Genomic DNA, 14,799 nt, shown 5'->3' on the forward strand with positions numbered 1-14,799 from the left:
CCACGACGGGCCGCCGTACGTGCCTGGGAAGGGGTCCTGTCACCCGCTCGGCAACCTGAGCGGTTGGGGGCGCGGATGAGCGTAAAAACCGTAAAGCCGCAGGTTAGCCCAGCCTTTCCTTGCTGGCGGCGTGATCGGGAACGGCGTAGATTCTGTGGTGTCGAAAAATAGAACTCGTCCAAAGTTAGCTTTGGCTAAGCTAAATCGGGGAAGAAGATCATGGCCCTCATCGAGACCACGGCGGCGCTGCACGAAGCGCACCGCGACAACCACACGCACCGCGACGTCAACGGCGGCTGGCTGCGCCCCGCCGTGTTCGGCGCGATGGACGGCCTGGTCTCCAACCTCGCCTTGATGACCGGCGTGGCCGGCGGCGCCGTCGGCCATCAGACCATCGTCATCACCGGACTCGCGGGCCTCGCCGCCGGTGCCTTCTCCATGGCCGCGGGCGAGTACACCTCCGTCGCCTCCCAGCGCGACCTGGTCGAGGCCGAGCTGGACGTCGAGCGCCGTGAACTGCGCCGCCACCCCCAGGACGAGGAGGACGAGCTCGCGGCACTCTACGCGGCCCGGGGCGTGGCGCCCGAGCTGGCCCGCGAGGTCGCCCGGCAGCTGTCCAAGGACCCCGAGCAGGCCCTGGAGATACACGCCCGCGAGGAACTGGGCATCGACCCGAGTGACCTGCCCTCCCCGCTGGTCGCGGCCGTCTCCTCGTTCGGCTCCTTCGCCCTCGGCGCGCTGCTGCCCCTGCTGCCGTACCTGCTCGGCGCGACCGTCCTGTGGCCCGCCCTGCTGCTCGCGCTGATCGGGCTCTTCGGCTGTGGCGCCGTCGTGGCCAAGGTGACCGCGCGCAGCTGGTGGTTCAGCGGTCTGCGGCAGCTCGCGCTGGGCGGTGCGGCCGCCGGTGTGACGTACGCCCTCGGCGCGCTGTTCGGAACGGCCGTAGGATGACGCGCGCCGGTACTTATACGTGGTGACGAATAAGTACCCGTTACCCGTTGGTTTCGGATGCATGACCACGGGGCATGAGCCGTAAGCGCTGTGGGCAATGACGCCTGCCGCACCCCTGTGGGGTGGGCCGACGAAGACCCTCCCTGCTCCCTCTGGACCGATGGTCACCGATCCGACCGATGGTGTCGCAGCGGTCCACCCCCCCACGCGTTCGCCGCCACCGCGGCGGCCAGGTCGCCCCGTGCGGCACCCGGTCGTCGCGCCATGCGGCACCGGCCGCTTCGTGCGGTGACAGGCCGCCCCGCGCGGCCTCCGGGCACCCGCCGAGAACCCCTGCGGTGTCCGCATGATGAAACGGAGTATCCGCTTCCCGAGAACCGGGTCATCATGTAACCTGCACGAAATTTCGCCATCTCCGCAGAGGGCCAACGTCGTCCCTCGGCACACGCCACATGCCATATGACGACGACGGGAGAGCCGATGCGTACGCCGCGCCAGCCGTCCCAGCATTCCGAGAACGGCCAGAACTGGTCGTTCATGGATGCTCGCCCTGCTGCGCAGGGTATGTACGACCCCCGCAACGAACACGACGCCTGTGGCGTCGGTTTCGTCGCCACTCTCACCGGCGAGGCCTCCCACACCCTGGTCGAGCAGGCGCTCACCGTGCTGCGCAATCTGGAGCACCGCGGCGCCACCGGCTCCGAGCCGGACTCGGGCGACGGCGCGGGCCTGCTCTCGCAGGTGCCGGACGCCTTCTTCCGCGAGGTGGCCGGATTTGAACTGCCCGCCGCCGGTTCGTACGCCGTCGGCATCGCCTTCCTGCCCGGCGAGGGCACCGAGGGCGCCGTCTCGGCGATCGAGACGATCGCCGCCGAGGAGGACCTGACCGTCCTCGGCTGGCGCGAGGTCCCGGTCGCGCCCGAGCTGCTGGGCGCCACCGCCCGCGCCACCATGCCGGTCTTCCGGCAGATCTTCGTGAGCGACGGTTCGAGCGAGGGCATCGCCCTGGACCGCAAGGCGTTCGTGCTGCGCAAGCGCGCCGAGCGCGAGGCGGGCGTCTACTTCCCCTCGCTGTCCGCGCGCACCGTCGTCTACAAGGGCATGCTGACCACCGGCCAGCTGGAGCCCTTCTTCCCGGATCTCTCGGACCGCCGCTTCGCCTCCGCGATCGCGCTGGTGCACTCCCGGTTCTCCACGAACACCTTCCCGTCGTGGCCGCTCGCCCACCCGTACCGCTTCATCGCCCACAACGGCGAGATCAACACGGTCAAGGGCAACCGCAACTGGATGCGCGCCCGCGAGTCCCGGCTGGCCTCCGACCTGTTCGGCCCCGCGGAGAAGCTGGACCGGATCTTCCCGGTCTGCACCCCGGACGCCTCCGACTCCGCCTCCTTCGACGAGGTCCTGGAGCTGCTGCACCTCGGCGGCCGCTCGCTGCCGCACTCCGTGCTGATGATGATCCCGGAGGCCTGGGAGAACCACGCCTCCATGGACGCGGCCCGGCGCGCCTTCTACGGCTTCCACGCCACGATGATGGAGCCGTGGGACGGCCCCGCCTGCGTCACCTTCACCGACGGTACCCAGGTCGGCGCCGTGCTCGACCGCAACGGTCTGCGCCCCGGCCGCTACTGGGTCACCGACGAGGGCCTGGTCGTCCTCGGCTCCGAGGTCGGCGTCCTCGACATCGACCCCGCCCGGGTGGTCCGCAAGGGCCGCCTCCAGCCCGGCCGGATGTTCCTCGTGGACACCGCCGAGCACCGCATCGTCGAGGACGACGAGATCAAGGCCTCGCTCACCGGCGCACAGCCGTACGCCGAATGGCTGGAGGCCGGCGAGATCGAGCTGGGCGACCTGCCCGAGCGCGAGCACATCGTGCACACCCACGCCTCGGTCACCCGCCGCCAGCAGACCTTCGGCTACACCGAGGAGGAGCTGCGCGTCATCCTCGCCCCGATGGCCCGCACCGGCGCCGAGCCGATCGGCTCCATGGGCACCGACTCCCCGATCGCGGCCCTGTCCGAGCGCCCCCGGCTGCTCTTCGACTACTTCACCCAGCTGTTCGCCCAGGTCACCAACCCGCCGCTGGACGCCATCCGCGAGGAACTGGTCACCTCCCTGCGCAGCGCGCTCGGCCCGCAGGGCAATCTGCTCGACCCGACTGCCGCCTCCTGCAGGTCCGTCCTGCTGCCCTTCCCGGTGATCGACAACGACGAGCTGGCCAAGCTCATCCACATCAACGCCGACGGCGACATGCCCGGCTTCAAGGCCGCGACCCTCTCCGGACTGTTCCGGGTGAGCGGCGGCGGCGAGTCGCTGGCCGCCCGCATCGAGGAGATCTGCGCCGAGGCCGACGCGGCCATCGAGAACGGCGCCCGGCTGATCGTCCTCTCCGACCGGCACTCCGACGCCGAGCACGCGCCGATCCCCTCGCTGCTGCTCACCGCGGCCGTCCACCACCACCTCATCCGCACCAAGCAGCGCACCCATGTGGGCCTGCTGGTCGAGGCCGGCGACGTCCGCGAGGTCCACCATGTGGCCCTGCTGATCGGCTTCGGCGCCGCCGCCGTCAACCCGTACCTGGCGATGGAATCGGTGGAGGACCTGGTCCGCGCGGGCACCTTCCTCGACGGCGCCGACCCCGAGAAGGCCATCAAGAACCTGATCTACGCCCTCGGCAAGGGCGTCCTGAAGGTCATGTCCAAGATGGGCATCTCCACCGTCGCCTCCTACCGCGGCGCCCAGGTCTTCGAGGCCGTCGGCCTGGACGAGACCTTCGTGGAGAAGTACTTCAACGGCACCGCCACCAAGATCGGCGGCGTCGGCATCGACGTCATCGCCGGCGAGGTCGCCGCCCGGCACGCCAAGGCGTACCCCGCCTCCGGCATCGCCCCGGCGCACCGCGCCCTGGACATCGGCGGCGAGTACCAGTGGCGCCGCGAGGGCGAGCCGCATCTGTTCGACCCGGAGACGGTCTTCCGCCTCCAGCACTCCACGCGCACCGCGAGCTACGACATCTTCAAGAAGTACACCTCGCGCGTGAACGAGCAGTCCGAGCGCCTGATGACGCTGCGCGGCCTGTTCGGCTTCGACTCTGGCCGGGCGCCGATCCCGGTCGAGGAGGTCGAGCCGGTCAGCGAGATCGTCAAGCGGTTCTCGACCGGCGCGATGTCGTACGGCTCCATCTCCAAGGAGGCGCACGAGACCCTCGCCATCGCCATGAACCAGCTGGGCGGCAAGTCCAACACCGGTGAGGGCGGCGAGGACCCGGACCGCCTGTACGACCCCGCGCGCCGCTCGGCGATCAAGCAGGTCGCCTCCGGCCGTTTCGGCGTCACCTCCGAGTACCTGGTCAACGCGGACGACATCCAGATCAAGATGGCCCAGGGCGCCAAGCCCGGCGAGGGCGGCCAGCTGCCCGGCCACAAGGTCTACCCCTGGGTCGCCAAGACGCGGCACTCGACGCCCGGCGTGGGCCTGATCTCCCCGCCGCCGCACCACGACATCTACTCCATCGAGGATCTCGCCCAGCTGATCCACGACCTCAAGAACGCCAACCCCCGGGCGCGGATCCACGTCAAGCTGGTCTCCGAGGTCGGCGTCGGCACGGTCGCGGCCGGTGTGTCCAAGGCACACGCGGACGTCGTGCTGATCTCCGGCCATGACGGCGGCACCGGCGCCTCCCCGCTGACCTCCCTCAAGCACGCGGGCGGCCCCTGGGAGCTGGGCCTGGCCGAGACCCAGCAGACGCTGCTGCTCAACGGGCTGCGCGACCGGATCGTCGTACAGACCGACGGTCAGCTCAAGACCGGCCGCGATGTGGTCATCGCCGCGCTGCTCGGCGCCGAGGAGTTCGGTTTCGCGACCGCGCCGCTCGTCGTCTCCGGCTGCGTCATGATGCGCGTCTGCCACCTGGACACCTGTCCGGTCGGCATCGCCACCCAGAACCCGGTGCTGCGCGAGCGCTTCGCCGGCAAGGCCGAGCACATCGTGAACTTCTTCCGGTTCATCGCCGAGGAGGTCCGCGAGCTGCTCGCCGAGCTGGGCTTCCGCTCCATCGAGGAGGCCGTCGGCCACGCCGAGGTGCTGGACGTGCGGCGCGCCGTCGACCACTGGAAGGCGCAGGGCCTGGAGCTGGCGCCGCTGTTCCATGTGCCGGAGCTGCCCGCGGGCGCCGTCCGCCACCGGCAGATCGCCCAGGACCACGGCCTGCAGAAGGCCCTGGACAACGAGCTGATCAAGCTCGCCGCCGACGCCCTGGCCGCGAACGACGCGACCGAGGCCCAGCCGGTGCGCGCCCAGGTCGCCATCCGCAACATCAACCGCACGGTCGGCACCATGCTCGGCCACGAGGTGACCCGGAAGTTCGGCGGCGCGGGCCTGCCCGAGGACACCATCGACATCACCTTCACCGGTTCCGCGGGCCAGTCCTTCGGCGCCTTCCTGCCGCGCGGCATCACGCTGCGCCTGGAGGGCGACGCCAACGACTACGTCGGCAAGGGCCTCTCGGGCGGCCGGATCATCGTCCGCCCGGACCGCGCCGCCGACCACCTCGCCGAGTACTCGACGATCGCGGGCAACACCATCGGCTACGGCGCCACCGGCGGCGAGCTGTTCCTGCGCGGTCGTACCGGTGAGCGGTTCTGCGTGCGCAACTCCGGCGCGCTGGTCGTCTCCGAGGGCGTGGGCGACCACGGCTGCGAGTACATGACCGGTGGTCACGCGGTCGTCCTCGGCCCGACCGGCCGCAACTTCGCGGCGGGCATGTCCGGTGGCATCGCCTATGTCATCGACCTCGACCCCGACAACGTCAACGCGGGCAACGCGGACGCGGTCCAGGAGCTCACCGACGCGGACAAGGCGTGGCTGCACGACGTGGTGCGCCGGCACGCCGAGGAGACCGGTTCGACCGTCGCCGCGAAGCTGCTCGCCGACTGGGACGCGGCCGCGGTCCGGTTCAGCAAGATCATCCCCAGCACGTACCAGGCAGTGCTCGCCGCCAAGGACGCCGCCGAGCGAGCCGGTCTCTCCGAGACCGAGATCACCGAGAAGATGATGGAGGCGGCGACCAATGGCTGATCCGAAGGGCTTCCTCAACCACGGCCGCGAGGTCGCCAGGACCCGTCCCGTCGGTGAGCGTGTCCAGGACTGGAACGAGGTCTACGTCCCCGGCTCCCTGCTGCCGATCATCGGCAAGCAGGCCAGCCGGTGCATGGACTGCGGCATCCCGTTCTGCCACAACGGCTGTCCGCTCGGGAACCTGATCCCGGAGTGGAACGACTACGCCTACCGCGAGGACTGGGGCGCCGCCTACGAGCGGCTGCACGCCACCAACAACTTCCCGGAGTTCACCGGGCGGCTGTGCCCCGCGCCGTGCGAGTCGGCCTGTGTGCTCGGCATCAACCAGCAGCCGGTCACCATCAAGAACGTCGAGGTCTCCATCATCGACAAGGCGTGGGAGGGCGGGCACGTCGCCCCGCGCATCCCCGAGCGCCTGTCCGGCAAGACGGTCGCGGTCATCGGCTCGGGCCCCTCCGGGCTGGCCGCCGCCCAGCAGCTGACCCGGGCCGGCCACACGGTCGCCGTCTACGAGCGCGCGGACCGCATCGGGGGCCTGCTGCGCTACGGCATCCCCGAGTTCAAGATGGAGAAGCGGCACATCAACCGCCGTATCGAGCAGATGCGCGCGGAGGGCACCCGCTTCCGTACCGGCGTGGAGGTCGGCCGCGACCTCAACGCCCGCGACCTGAAGAAGCGCTACGACGCGATCGTGATCGCCGCGGGTTCCACCACCGCCCGTGATCTGCCCGTCCCCGGGCGGCAGTTGAAGGGCGTCTACCAGGCGATGGAGTACCTGCCGCTGGCCAACAAGGTCCAGGAGGGCGACTATGTGTCCGCGCCCGTCTCGGCCGAGGGCAAGCACGTGGTCGTGATCGGCGGCGGTGACACCGGCGCGGACTGCGTGGGCACCGCCCACCGCCAGGGCGCGGCCTCGGTCACCCAGCTGGAGATCATGCCCCGCCCGAACGACGAGCGGCACCCGACCGGGCAGCCCTGGCCCACCTTCCCGATCCTCTACAAGGTCACCTCGGCCCATGAGGAGGGCGGCGAGCGGATCTACTCCGCCTCCACCACCCACTTCGAGGGCGACGAGGACGGCAATGTGCAGTGGCTGCACATCGCCGAGGTCGAGTTCGTGGACGGCAGGCTGACCCAGAAGCCGGGCACCGAGCGTCGCATCCCGGCCCAGCTGGTCACCCTGGCGATGGGCTTCACCGGCACCGACCGGGAGAACGGCCTGGTGGAGCAGTTTGGTCTAGACCTCGACGAGCGCGGTAACATCGCCCGCGACGCCGATTTCCAGACCAATGTGCCGGGAGTGTTCGTCGCCGGTGACGCCGGCCGCGGGCAGTCCCTCATCGTCTGGGCGATCGCGGAGGGCCGCTCGGCCGCCCGCGGCGTCGACCGCTACCTGACCGGGGCCAGCGACCTGCCGGCCCCGATCCGCCCGACCGACCGCGCGCTCGCGGTCTGACGGCACCCCTGGAACGTCCCGCACAAAGGCGTGCGGAACACCAATGGCGTCTGCCCACCTGTCCCCGACCGGACGACCGGGCAGACGCCGTTGACTTTTCCGGGGCACCGCGCGGTGCCCCGGCTCAGGCGGTCAGCGAGGCCGCCTTCAGCCAGGCGAGCGCGACCAGCAGGGCGAGCAGGGCCACGCACACCCCCGCCTGCACCAGGGCGCGCCGCCGGTCGCGGGGCGCGTAGGCGTACGCCAGCGTCACCACGGCGCCCGCGAGCAGCCCGCCGAGATGGCCCTGCCAGGAGGTCAGCCCCGCGGAGATCACCAGCCACAGCAGCAGGCCCGCCATGTACCGGTTGACCTCGCGCATGTCATGGCCGAGGCGGCGCCCCATGACCCAGTAGGCGGCGCCCAGTCCGAAGATCGCACCGGAGGCGCCGACGGTGTACGACTCCGGGATCAGCAGCAGCTCCAGCACCGAGCCGCCGAGCGCCGACAGCAGATACAGGGCGAGGTAGCGCACCCGGCCCAGCTGGGTCTCCACGACCCGGCCGATGTTCCACAGCGCCACCATGTTGAACAGGATGTGCGTGATCCCGAACGTCCCCTCACCGGGCGTCAGATGCAGGAACGCGCCGGTCAGCAGCCGGTACCAGTCCCCGTGCGCGACCCCCTGAGGGACATAGCCGGCGGGCGTGGCACCGAGCATCGCGAAGCGGTACTCGAACGACGGCCTGGCCAGCTCCACCAGATACGCCACCACGTTCAGCCCGACCAGTACGTAGGTCACCAGCGGCACCGCGGCGATCCGGCCCCCGAACACGGTCCGCGCCCCCCGGATCGAACGGGCGCCCTCCTTCACACAGTCGACGCACTGATGGCCGACGGAGGCCGCCCGCATGCAGGACGGGCAGATGAAGCGGTCGCAGCGGGTGCAGCGGACATACGACTCCACCCGCGGATGACGGAAACAGGTGGTCACGACGGACTCGGCGGCCACGGGCCGGCTCCTCGAAAAGGGAAATACGACAAGGAAAGGGGAGGGGCGGGGGGAAGCACAGCGAGCCGGTGGGGCGGCAGCGAACAAAATAGCGAACCTGTGGGAGGGCCGTGACGCCCGGTGCGCGTGATCACGTAGGCTCGGCCCCTCGGAACAGCCGGAGGGGGCGGGCCATGGCCGCGATCAGTCTGCGCAAGGTGGAGGAGAGCGCGCCCGCGCTCGTCGGCGCCTACCGCTCGGCCGGGATCAGCCTGCGCAAACACGGCCTGGACGGGCTGCGGGCCGCCGTCTACCTGGTCCTCGACCACTCCGGCTCCATGCGGCCCTACTACCAGGACGGCAGCGTCCAGGCGCTCGCCGACCGGGTGCTGGGGCTGTCCGCGCACCTGGACGACGACGGCCGGGTGCCGGTGGTGTTCTTCTCCACCGACATCGACGCCGTCACCGACATACCCCTCGCCGGTCACGAGGGCAGCGTCGAGCGGATCGTCGCCGGGCTCGGCCACATGGGCAAGACCAGCTACCACCTGGCGATGGACGCCGTCATCGACCACTACCTGGACAGCGGCGCCACCGACCCCGCCCTGGTCGTCTTCCAGACCGACGGCGGCCCGATCAACAAGCTCGCCGCGGAACGCTATCTCTGCAAGTCCGCCAAGCTCCCCCTGTTCTGGCAGTTCATCGGCTTCGGCGACCCGCACAGCAAGCAGTTCGACTTCCTGCGGAGACTGGACGAACTCCCGGTGCCCGGCAAACGGATCGTGGACAACGCCGGCTTCTTCCACGCGGGCGAGGACCCCCGACGCGTCCCCGACACCGAGCTGTACGACCGTCTCGTCGCCGAGTTCCCCTCCTGGCTGTCGGCCGCGCGCGCCGCGGGCATCCTCCGCTCCTCCTGAACCGGGCCGCTCAGCCGGTCACCTCCCCGAGGGCGTCCGCCAGGACCAGCTCCCGGCACTCCTCGGGCGCCCCCCACGCGGTGCGCAGCGCACGGGCCTTGGTGAGCCACAGGGAGAGGTCGTACTCCGCGGTGTAGCCGATCGCGCCGTGCAGATGCAGCGCCGTCCGCGCCGTGGTGTACGCCGCCTCGCACGCCCTGAGCTTGGCCGCGGCCACATCCGCCGGGCGCATCGACACCGCCGCGCCGAGCACGAGGGGCCGGGCGAACTCCAGGGCCGTCTTCGCGTCGGCCAGCCGGTGCTTGACCGCCTGGAAGGAGCCGACGGGCACCCCGAACTGGGTGCGCTGCCCGACATAGCGCACCGTGCGGTCCAGCAGGGCAAGACCCACCCCGAGCGCCTGGGCGGCGACGGCCAACCGGGCCCAGAGGAGGGCCCGTTCGTACGCGGGAGCGGTGAGCAGCGGCGCGCCGTCCGGGGTGAGCGGGGTCAGCCGGCGGGCGGGGTCGAGCGACGCGCGCACTGGTCCCGGGGTCGCCAGGTACAGCCCGTCGGGGGTGAGCGCGAGCCGGAGCGCGGCCGAGTCCCCATCCAGGGCGAGGCCACCGGGCGGTGCCACGGTGGCCGTCTCCGCGCCTGCCGCGAGCCCCGGCAGAAAGCGCCCGGCGTGCGGCGGCGCGTCCAGGAGCACGGCCGCCACCACCGTCTCCACCAGCGGCCCGGGCACCGCGTGCCGCCCCAACTCCACGAAGGCCAGAGCCAGTTCCACCGGGCGTCGCCCCGCCCCGCCGTACTCCTCCGGCACCGCGAGCCCGAACACCCCCGCCGCCCCGAGCCGCGCCCACAGCGCCCGCCCGCGCGCATGCTCGCCACGGCTCCACTCCCGGACCACCGCCGGGGTGTCCGCCGCCGCCAGCAGGGCGCCCAACGAGTCGGTGAAGGCCCGCTGTTCGGCATCGGGCAGGAAGCGCATCAGCGGCGTCCCCTCGGCAGGCCGAGCAGCCGCTCGGCGATGATGTCGCGCTGGATCTCGTTGGTGCCCGCGTAGACCGGACCGGCCAGCGCGAAGACGTATCCCCCCGACCAGGCGCCGTCGGCCGCCTCGCCCTCCGGGCCCAGCAGATCGAGCGCCGTCTCGTGCAGTGCGAGGTCCAGTTCGGACCAGAACACCTTGTTCATGCTGGTCTCCGGGCCGAGCCGGTCGCCGGCCAGGAACCGGGAGGCGGCCGCGTAGGTGAACAGCCGGTAGGCGCGGGCGCCGATCACCGCGTCCGCCACCCGCTCCCGCGCATGCTCCGGGCAGCCGCGCGCCCGCCACAACTCGACCAGCCGGTGCGCCGCCGCGAGGAAGCGGCCCGGCGAACGCAGCGTCAGCCCCCGCTCGTTGCCCGCCGCCGACATCGCGATCCGCCAGCCCTGCCCCGGCTCGCCGATCACGTCCTCGTCCGGCACGAACACCTCGTCCAGGAACAGCTCCGCGAACGCGGGCCTGCCGTCCAGCCGGCCGATCGGACGCACCGTCACCCCGGGGGCCCGCAGGTCGAACATCAGATAGGTGAGCCCCTGATGCGGCCGCGCCGCCCCCGGATCGCTGCGGAACAGTCCGAAGGCCCGGTCGGCGAAGGCCGCCCGCGAGGACCAGGTCTTCTGCCCGCTGAGCAGCCAGCCGCCGTCCGCGCGCACCGCCCGGGAGGTGAGCGAGGCCAGATCCGAGCCCGCCCCCGGCTCCGACCACGCCTGCGCCCACACCACCTCGCCCGAGGCCATCGGCGGCAGCACCCGCGCGCACTGCTCCCGCGTCCCGTGCTCCAGCAGGGTCGGCGCCAGCAGATCGACCCCGTTCTGCCCGACCCGGCCCGGCGCGCCCGCCGCCCAGTACTCCTCCTCGAACAGCAGCCACCCCAGCAGCCCCGCGTCCCGCCCGCCGTACCGCCGCGGCCAGGACACCACCGACCAGCGGTCCGCGGCCAGTTCGGCCTCCCAGGCCCGATGGGCGGCGAACCCGGCCGCCGTCTCCAGCGAGGGCAGCGGCACCCGCGGCACATGCGCCGCAAGCCAACCGCGGGCCTCGGCGCGGAACTCCTCGTCGGCCGGGGAGAAGGTCAGGTCCATGGCCGCCGTCACCATCCTTCCCTAACAAGTGTTTGGTAGGTTAGCTTGGCCCTATGACAGGCGTCGAGAGCCCGGCCTACGTCCCCGGGCACGGACTGCTCAAGGGCCGCACCGCCGTCGTCACCGCGGCGGCCGGCACCGGCATCGGCGGGGCCACCGCGCGCCGCTTCCTGGAAGAGGGCGCCCGCGTCCTGCTCAGCGACGCACACCCCCGGCGCCTCAAGGAGCACGAGGCCGAACTGACCCGGCGGTTCCCGGGCGCGGTGACCGCCCTGCCCTGCGACGTCACCGACGAGCGGCAGGTCCAGGCCCTGTTCGAGACGGCCGCCGCCGCGCACGGCCGACTGGACATCGTCGTCAACAACGCGGGCCTCGGCGGCACTTCGCCCCTCACCGACATGACCGACGACCAGTGGACCCGCGTCCTGGACGTCACCCTGAACGGCACCTTCCGCTGCACCCGCGCCGCCCTGCGCGCCCTGCGGACCACCGGCGGCGGAGTGATCGTCAACAACGCCTCCGTCGTCGGCTGGCGCGCCCAGGCCGGACAGGCCCACTACGCCGCCGCCAAGGCCGGGGTGATGGCCCTGACCCGCTGCGCCGCCATCGAGGCCGCCCCCTACGGGGTGCGGGTCAACGCGGTCGCGCCCAGCCTCGCCCACCACCCCCACCTGGCGAAGGTCACCACCCCCGAACTCCTGGCGGACCTGGCCGGACGCGAGGCCTTCGGACGCGCCGCCGAGCCCTGGGAAGTGGCCAATGTGATCGTGTTCCTCGCCTCTGGCTACTCCTCGTACATGACCGGCGAGACCGTAGCCGTCAGCAGCCAGCGCGCCTAGGACCGAAGGGGGAGCGTCCAGAATGGGTGCGTGCCGACCAAGAAGAAGCCCCAGGTGACCGCCGCCGCGGTCCGGCGCGGCGAACTCCTCAACACCGCCGCCGAAGTGTTCGCCGAACACGGCTACAACGCCACCACCGTCCGCCGCATCGCCGACCACGCCGGCATGCTCGCGGGCAGCCTCTACTACCACTTCGACTCCAAGGAGTCGATGCTCGAAGAGATCCTGCGCACCTTCCTCGACGAGCTGTGGGGCGGCTACGACACCGTCCTCGCCGCCGGACTCGGGCCCCGCGAGACGCTGGAGGCCCTGGTCACCGAGTCCTTCCGGGAGATCGACCGGCACCGCGCCGCCGTCGCCATCTACCAGAAGGAGAGCCGGCAGCTGGTCGCCCAGGACCGGTTCGCCTTCCTCGCCGAGTCCCAGCGCCGGTTCGAACGGGCCTGGCTCTCCACCCTGGAACGCGGGGTCGCCGAACACGTCTTCCGCTCCGACCTGGACGTCCGGCTCACCTACCGGTTCGTCCGCGACACCGTGTGGGTCGCCGCCTCCTGGTACCGGCCCGGCGGACAGCACAGCCCCGAGGAGATCGCCCGCCAGTACCTGTCGATGGTGCTGGACGGCATCGCCGTACGCGCGACACAGCACGAAGAGCACAGCGAGAAGAGCGAGCACAGCGGATAACACCCCTTTCCTGGCGAGGGAGTCGAGTCGCATGGCCGAGGCCTACATCGTCGAAGCGGTCCGCACGCCCGTCGGGCGGCGCGGGGGAGGACTCAGCGGCGTCCACCCGGCCGACCTGGGCGCCCATGTCCTTCGAGCCCTCGTGGAGCGGGCCGGTATCGACCCGGCCGCCGTCGAGGACGTCGTGTTCGGTTGTCTGGACGCGGTGGGGCCCCAGGCCGGGGACATCGCCCGCACCAGCTGGCTGGCCGCCGGACTGCCCGAGGAGGTGCCGGGCGTGACCGTGGACCGGCAGTGCGGCTCCTCGCAGCAGGCCGTGCACTTCGCCGCGCAGGCCGTGCTCTCCGGCACCCAGGACCTGGTGGTCGCGGGCGGTGTGCAGAACATGTCCCAGATCCCCATCGCCTTCGCCTCCCGCCAAGCGGCCGACCCGCTCGGCCTGACCGAGGGCCCCTTCCTCGGCAGCACCGGCTGGCGCGCCCGCTACGGCAACCGGCCCGTCAACCAGTTCGCCGGCGCCGAGGCCATCGCCGCCCAGTGGCGCATCGGCCGCGCCGAGCAGGAGGAGTTCGCCCTGCGCTCGCACCGCCGGGCGGTGTGGGCCATCGACACCGGCCGCTTCGCCCGCGAGACCGTCCCCTACGGCCCGGTCGCCGTGGACGAGGGCCCCCGCCGTGACACCTCCCTGGAGAAGATGGCCGCCCTGAAGCCGGTCCTGGACGGCGGCACCATCAGCGCCGCCTGCTCCTCCCAGACCTCCGACGGTGCCGCCGCCCTCCTTCTCGCCTCCGAACGCGCGGTCCGCGACCACGGACTGCGTCCGCGCGCCCGCGTCCACCACCTCTCCGCACGCGGCGAGGACCCCATCCGCATGCTCTCCGCCCCCATCCCGGCCACCGCGCACGCCCTGAAGAAGACCGGCCTGAGCATCGACGCCCTCGACCTCGTGGAGATCAACGAGGCCTTCGCCCCGGTCGTCCTCGCCTGGCTGAAGGAGACCGGCGCCGACCCCGAGAGGGTCAACGTCAACGGCGGCGCGATCGCCCTCGGCCACCCCCTCGGCGCGACCGGCGCCCGCCTGATGACCACCCTGCTCCACGAACTGGAGCGCACCGGCGGCCGCTACGGCCTCCAGACCATGTGCGAGGGCGGCGGCCAGGCCAACGTGACCATCATCGAACGCCTCTGAGCGACGGCGGGGGCCTCGGCTGCGGCCGCCCCCCAGGCCCCGGCTACCCCCGGACCCTGGCCGTCTTCGGGCCGCAGCCGTCTCTGGGCTCTGGCCGTCTTCGGGCCGCAGCCGTCCTCAGGGCCCTGGCCGTCTTCGGGGGCTGACCCTCTCCGGGGGCCAGCTGTCTTCGGGGGGCAGCCGTGCCCAGGGGCCGTCGGACTCTCGACTTCCGGGCCCGGCGCCGACGGGGCTCGCCGCCGATGGGCCTCGCCGCGGACAGGGGCCGGCGCCGAGCGGGCTCGCCGTTGACCGGGCCTGGCGCCGACCGAGCCCGTCTCCGACCGGGCCCGTCTCCGACCGGGCCCGCCGCCGTCCGGGGTCGCCCGCTGTCCGGGCCCGACAGCTGTTCGGGCTCGCCGTCCGGGCCCGCTGCCCGGGTCCGTCCGGTGTCCGGGTCCGGCGCCCAGGTTCGCTGGCCGTCTGGGGCTGCTGTCGGGGTCGGCCCGCAGTCTGGGGTTGTCATCCGGGTCCGTCCGGTGTCCGGGTCCGGCGCCCAGGTTCGCTGGCCGTCTGGGGCTGCTGTCGGGGTCGGCCCGCAGTCTGGGGTTGTCATCCGGGTC

Annotated in this window: 10 protein-coding genes; 7 read left to right on the forward strand and 3 right to left on the reverse strand. The window is 72.0% G+C overall.

Annotated features, from left to right (window positions below; genetic code table 11):
- The first annotated feature begins 219 nt into the window (after nucleotides 1-219).
- The 3 genes from AB0N90_RS09310 to AB0N90_RS09320 all read left to right on the forward strand — a co-directional run bounded on the left by AB0N90_RS09310 (nucleotide 220) and on the right by AB0N90_RS09320 (nucleotide 7,483).
- On the forward strand, nucleotides 220-951 hold the full coding sequence (locus AB0N90_RS09310) for a VIT1/CCC1 transporter family protein (RefSeq protein ID WP_085564249.1): 732 nt from the start codon (nucleotides 220-222) through the stop codon (nucleotides 949-951).
- 564 nt (nucleotides 952-1,515) lie between these two features.
- Nucleotides 1,516-6,027 carry a glutamate synthase large subunit gene (gene gltB / locus AB0N90_RS09315; protein ID WP_365194750.1) on the forward strand — a complete coding sequence of 1,504 codons (4,512 nt, stop codon included), beginning with the start codon at nucleotides 1,516-1,518 and terminating at the stop codon, nucleotides 6,025-6,027.
- Nucleotides 6,020-7,483: a glutamate synthase subunit beta gene (locus AB0N90_RS09320; RefSeq protein ID WP_365194330.1), complete on the forward strand. Its 1,464-nt coding sequence runs from the start codon at nucleotides 6,020-6,022 to the stop codon at nucleotides 7,481-7,483. Before gltB ends, AB0N90_RS09320 begins: the two co-directional genes overlap by 8 nt.
- Before the next feature lie 124 nt (nucleotides 7,484-7,607).
- Here AB0N90_RS09320 and AB0N90_RS09325 read toward each other — a convergent pair whose 3' ends face one another.
- Nucleotides 7,608-8,474, reverse strand: a complete 867-nt coding sequence (locus tag AB0N90_RS09325) for a rhomboid family intramembrane serine protease (RefSeq protein ID WP_365194332.1) — start codon at nucleotides 8,472-8,474, stop codon at nucleotides 7,608-7,610.
- Nucleotides 8,475-8,647: 173 nt separating this feature from the next.
- On the opposite strand from AB0N90_RS09325, the gene AB0N90_RS09330 reads away from it, so the two are divergent.
- The gene (locus AB0N90_RS09330; protein WP_365194335.1) at nucleotides 8,648-9,373 is read left to right on the forward strand and encodes a VWA domain-containing protein; all 726 of its coding nucleotides are present in this window, start codon (nucleotides 8,648-8,650) and stop codon (nucleotides 9,371-9,373) included.
- A 10-nt stretch (nucleotides 9,374-9,383) separates the two neighbouring features.
- Here the strand turns inward: AB0N90_RS09330 and AB0N90_RS09335 are convergent, their stop codons facing one another.
- On the reverse strand, nucleotides 9,384-10,346 hold the full coding sequence (locus tag AB0N90_RS09335; RefSeq protein ID WP_365194337.1) for an acyl-CoA dehydrogenase family protein: 963 nt from the start codon (nucleotides 10,344-10,346) through the stop codon (nucleotides 9,384-9,386).
- Nucleotides 10,346-11,485, reverse strand: coding sequence for an acyl-CoA dehydrogenase family protein (locus tag AB0N90_RS09340; protein ID WP_365194339.1), 1,140 nt, complete (start codon nucleotides 11,483-11,485; stop codon nucleotides 10,346-10,348). The genes AB0N90_RS09335 and AB0N90_RS09340 overlap by 1 nt, the downstream gene beginning before the upstream one ends.
- 53 nt (nucleotides 11,486-11,538) lie before the next feature.
- On the opposite strand from AB0N90_RS09340, the gene AB0N90_RS09345 reads away from it, so the two are divergent.
- The 3 genes from AB0N90_RS09345 to AB0N90_RS09355 are packed head-to-tail and all read left to right on the forward strand — an operon-like array spanning nucleotide 11,539 to nucleotide 14,197.
- Nucleotides 11,539-12,324 (forward strand): SDR family oxidoreductase, encoded by a 786-nt coding sequence (locus AB0N90_RS09345; RefSeq protein WP_365194342.1) that lies wholly within the window; start codon nucleotides 11,539-11,541, stop codon nucleotides 12,322-12,324.
- A 30-nt stretch (nucleotides 12,325-12,354) separates the two neighbouring features.
- A complete protein-coding gene (locus tag AB0N90_RS09350) occupies nucleotides 12,355-13,008 on the forward strand; it encodes a TetR/AcrR family transcriptional regulator (RefSeq protein ID WP_365194345.1) in 654 nt (217 codons plus the stop codon).
- Between the two features lie 31 nt (nucleotides 13,009-13,039).
- Nucleotides 13,040-14,197 (forward strand): acetyl-CoA C-acetyltransferase, encoded by a 1,158-nt coding sequence (locus AB0N90_RS09355; protein WP_365194347.1) that lies wholly within the window; start codon nucleotides 13,040-13,042, stop codon nucleotides 14,195-14,197.
- Nucleotides 14,198-14,799 lie beyond the last annotated feature (602 nt).

This window comes from Streptomyces sp. NPDC093018 (assembly GCF_040684035.1).
Classification (GTDB): Bacteria; Actinomycetota; Actinomycetes; order Streptomycetales; family Streptomycetaceae; genus Streptomyces; species Streptomyces murinus.

Excerpts from the sequence above, each read along its gene's own strand:
- AB0N90_RS09310 (WP_085564249.1), top strand. The coding sequence starts at position 220 with ATGGCCCTCATCGAGACCACGGCGGCGCTGCACGAAGCGCACCGCGAC.
- gltB (WP_365194750.1), top strand. The coding sequence starts at position 1,516 with ATGTACGACCCCCGCAACGAACACGACGCCTGTGGCGTCGGTTTCGTC.
- AB0N90_RS09320 (WP_365194330.1), top strand. The coding sequence starts at position 6,020 with ATGGCTGATCCGAAGGGCTTCCTCAACCACGGCCGCGAGGTCGCCAGG.
- AB0N90_RS09330 (WP_365194335.1), top strand. The coding sequence starts at position 8,648 with ATGGCCGCGATCAGTCTGCGCAAGGTGGAGGAGAGCGCGCCCGCGCTC.
- AB0N90_RS09335 (WP_365194337.1), bottom strand. The coding sequence starts at position 10,346 with ATGCGCTTCCTGCCCGATGCCGAACAGCGGGCCTTCACCGACTCGTTG.
- AB0N90_RS09340 (WP_365194339.1), bottom strand. The coding sequence starts at position 11,485 with ATGGACCTGACCTTCTCCCCGGCCGACGAGGAGTTCCGCGCCGAGGCC.
- AB0N90_RS09345 (WP_365194342.1), top strand. The coding sequence starts at position 11,539 with ATGACAGGCGTCGAGAGCCCGGCCTACGTCCCCGGGCACGGACTGCTC.
- AB0N90_RS09355 (WP_365194347.1), top strand. The coding sequence starts at position 13,040 with ATGGCCGAGGCCTACATCGTCGAAGCGGTCCGCACGCCCGTCGGGCGG.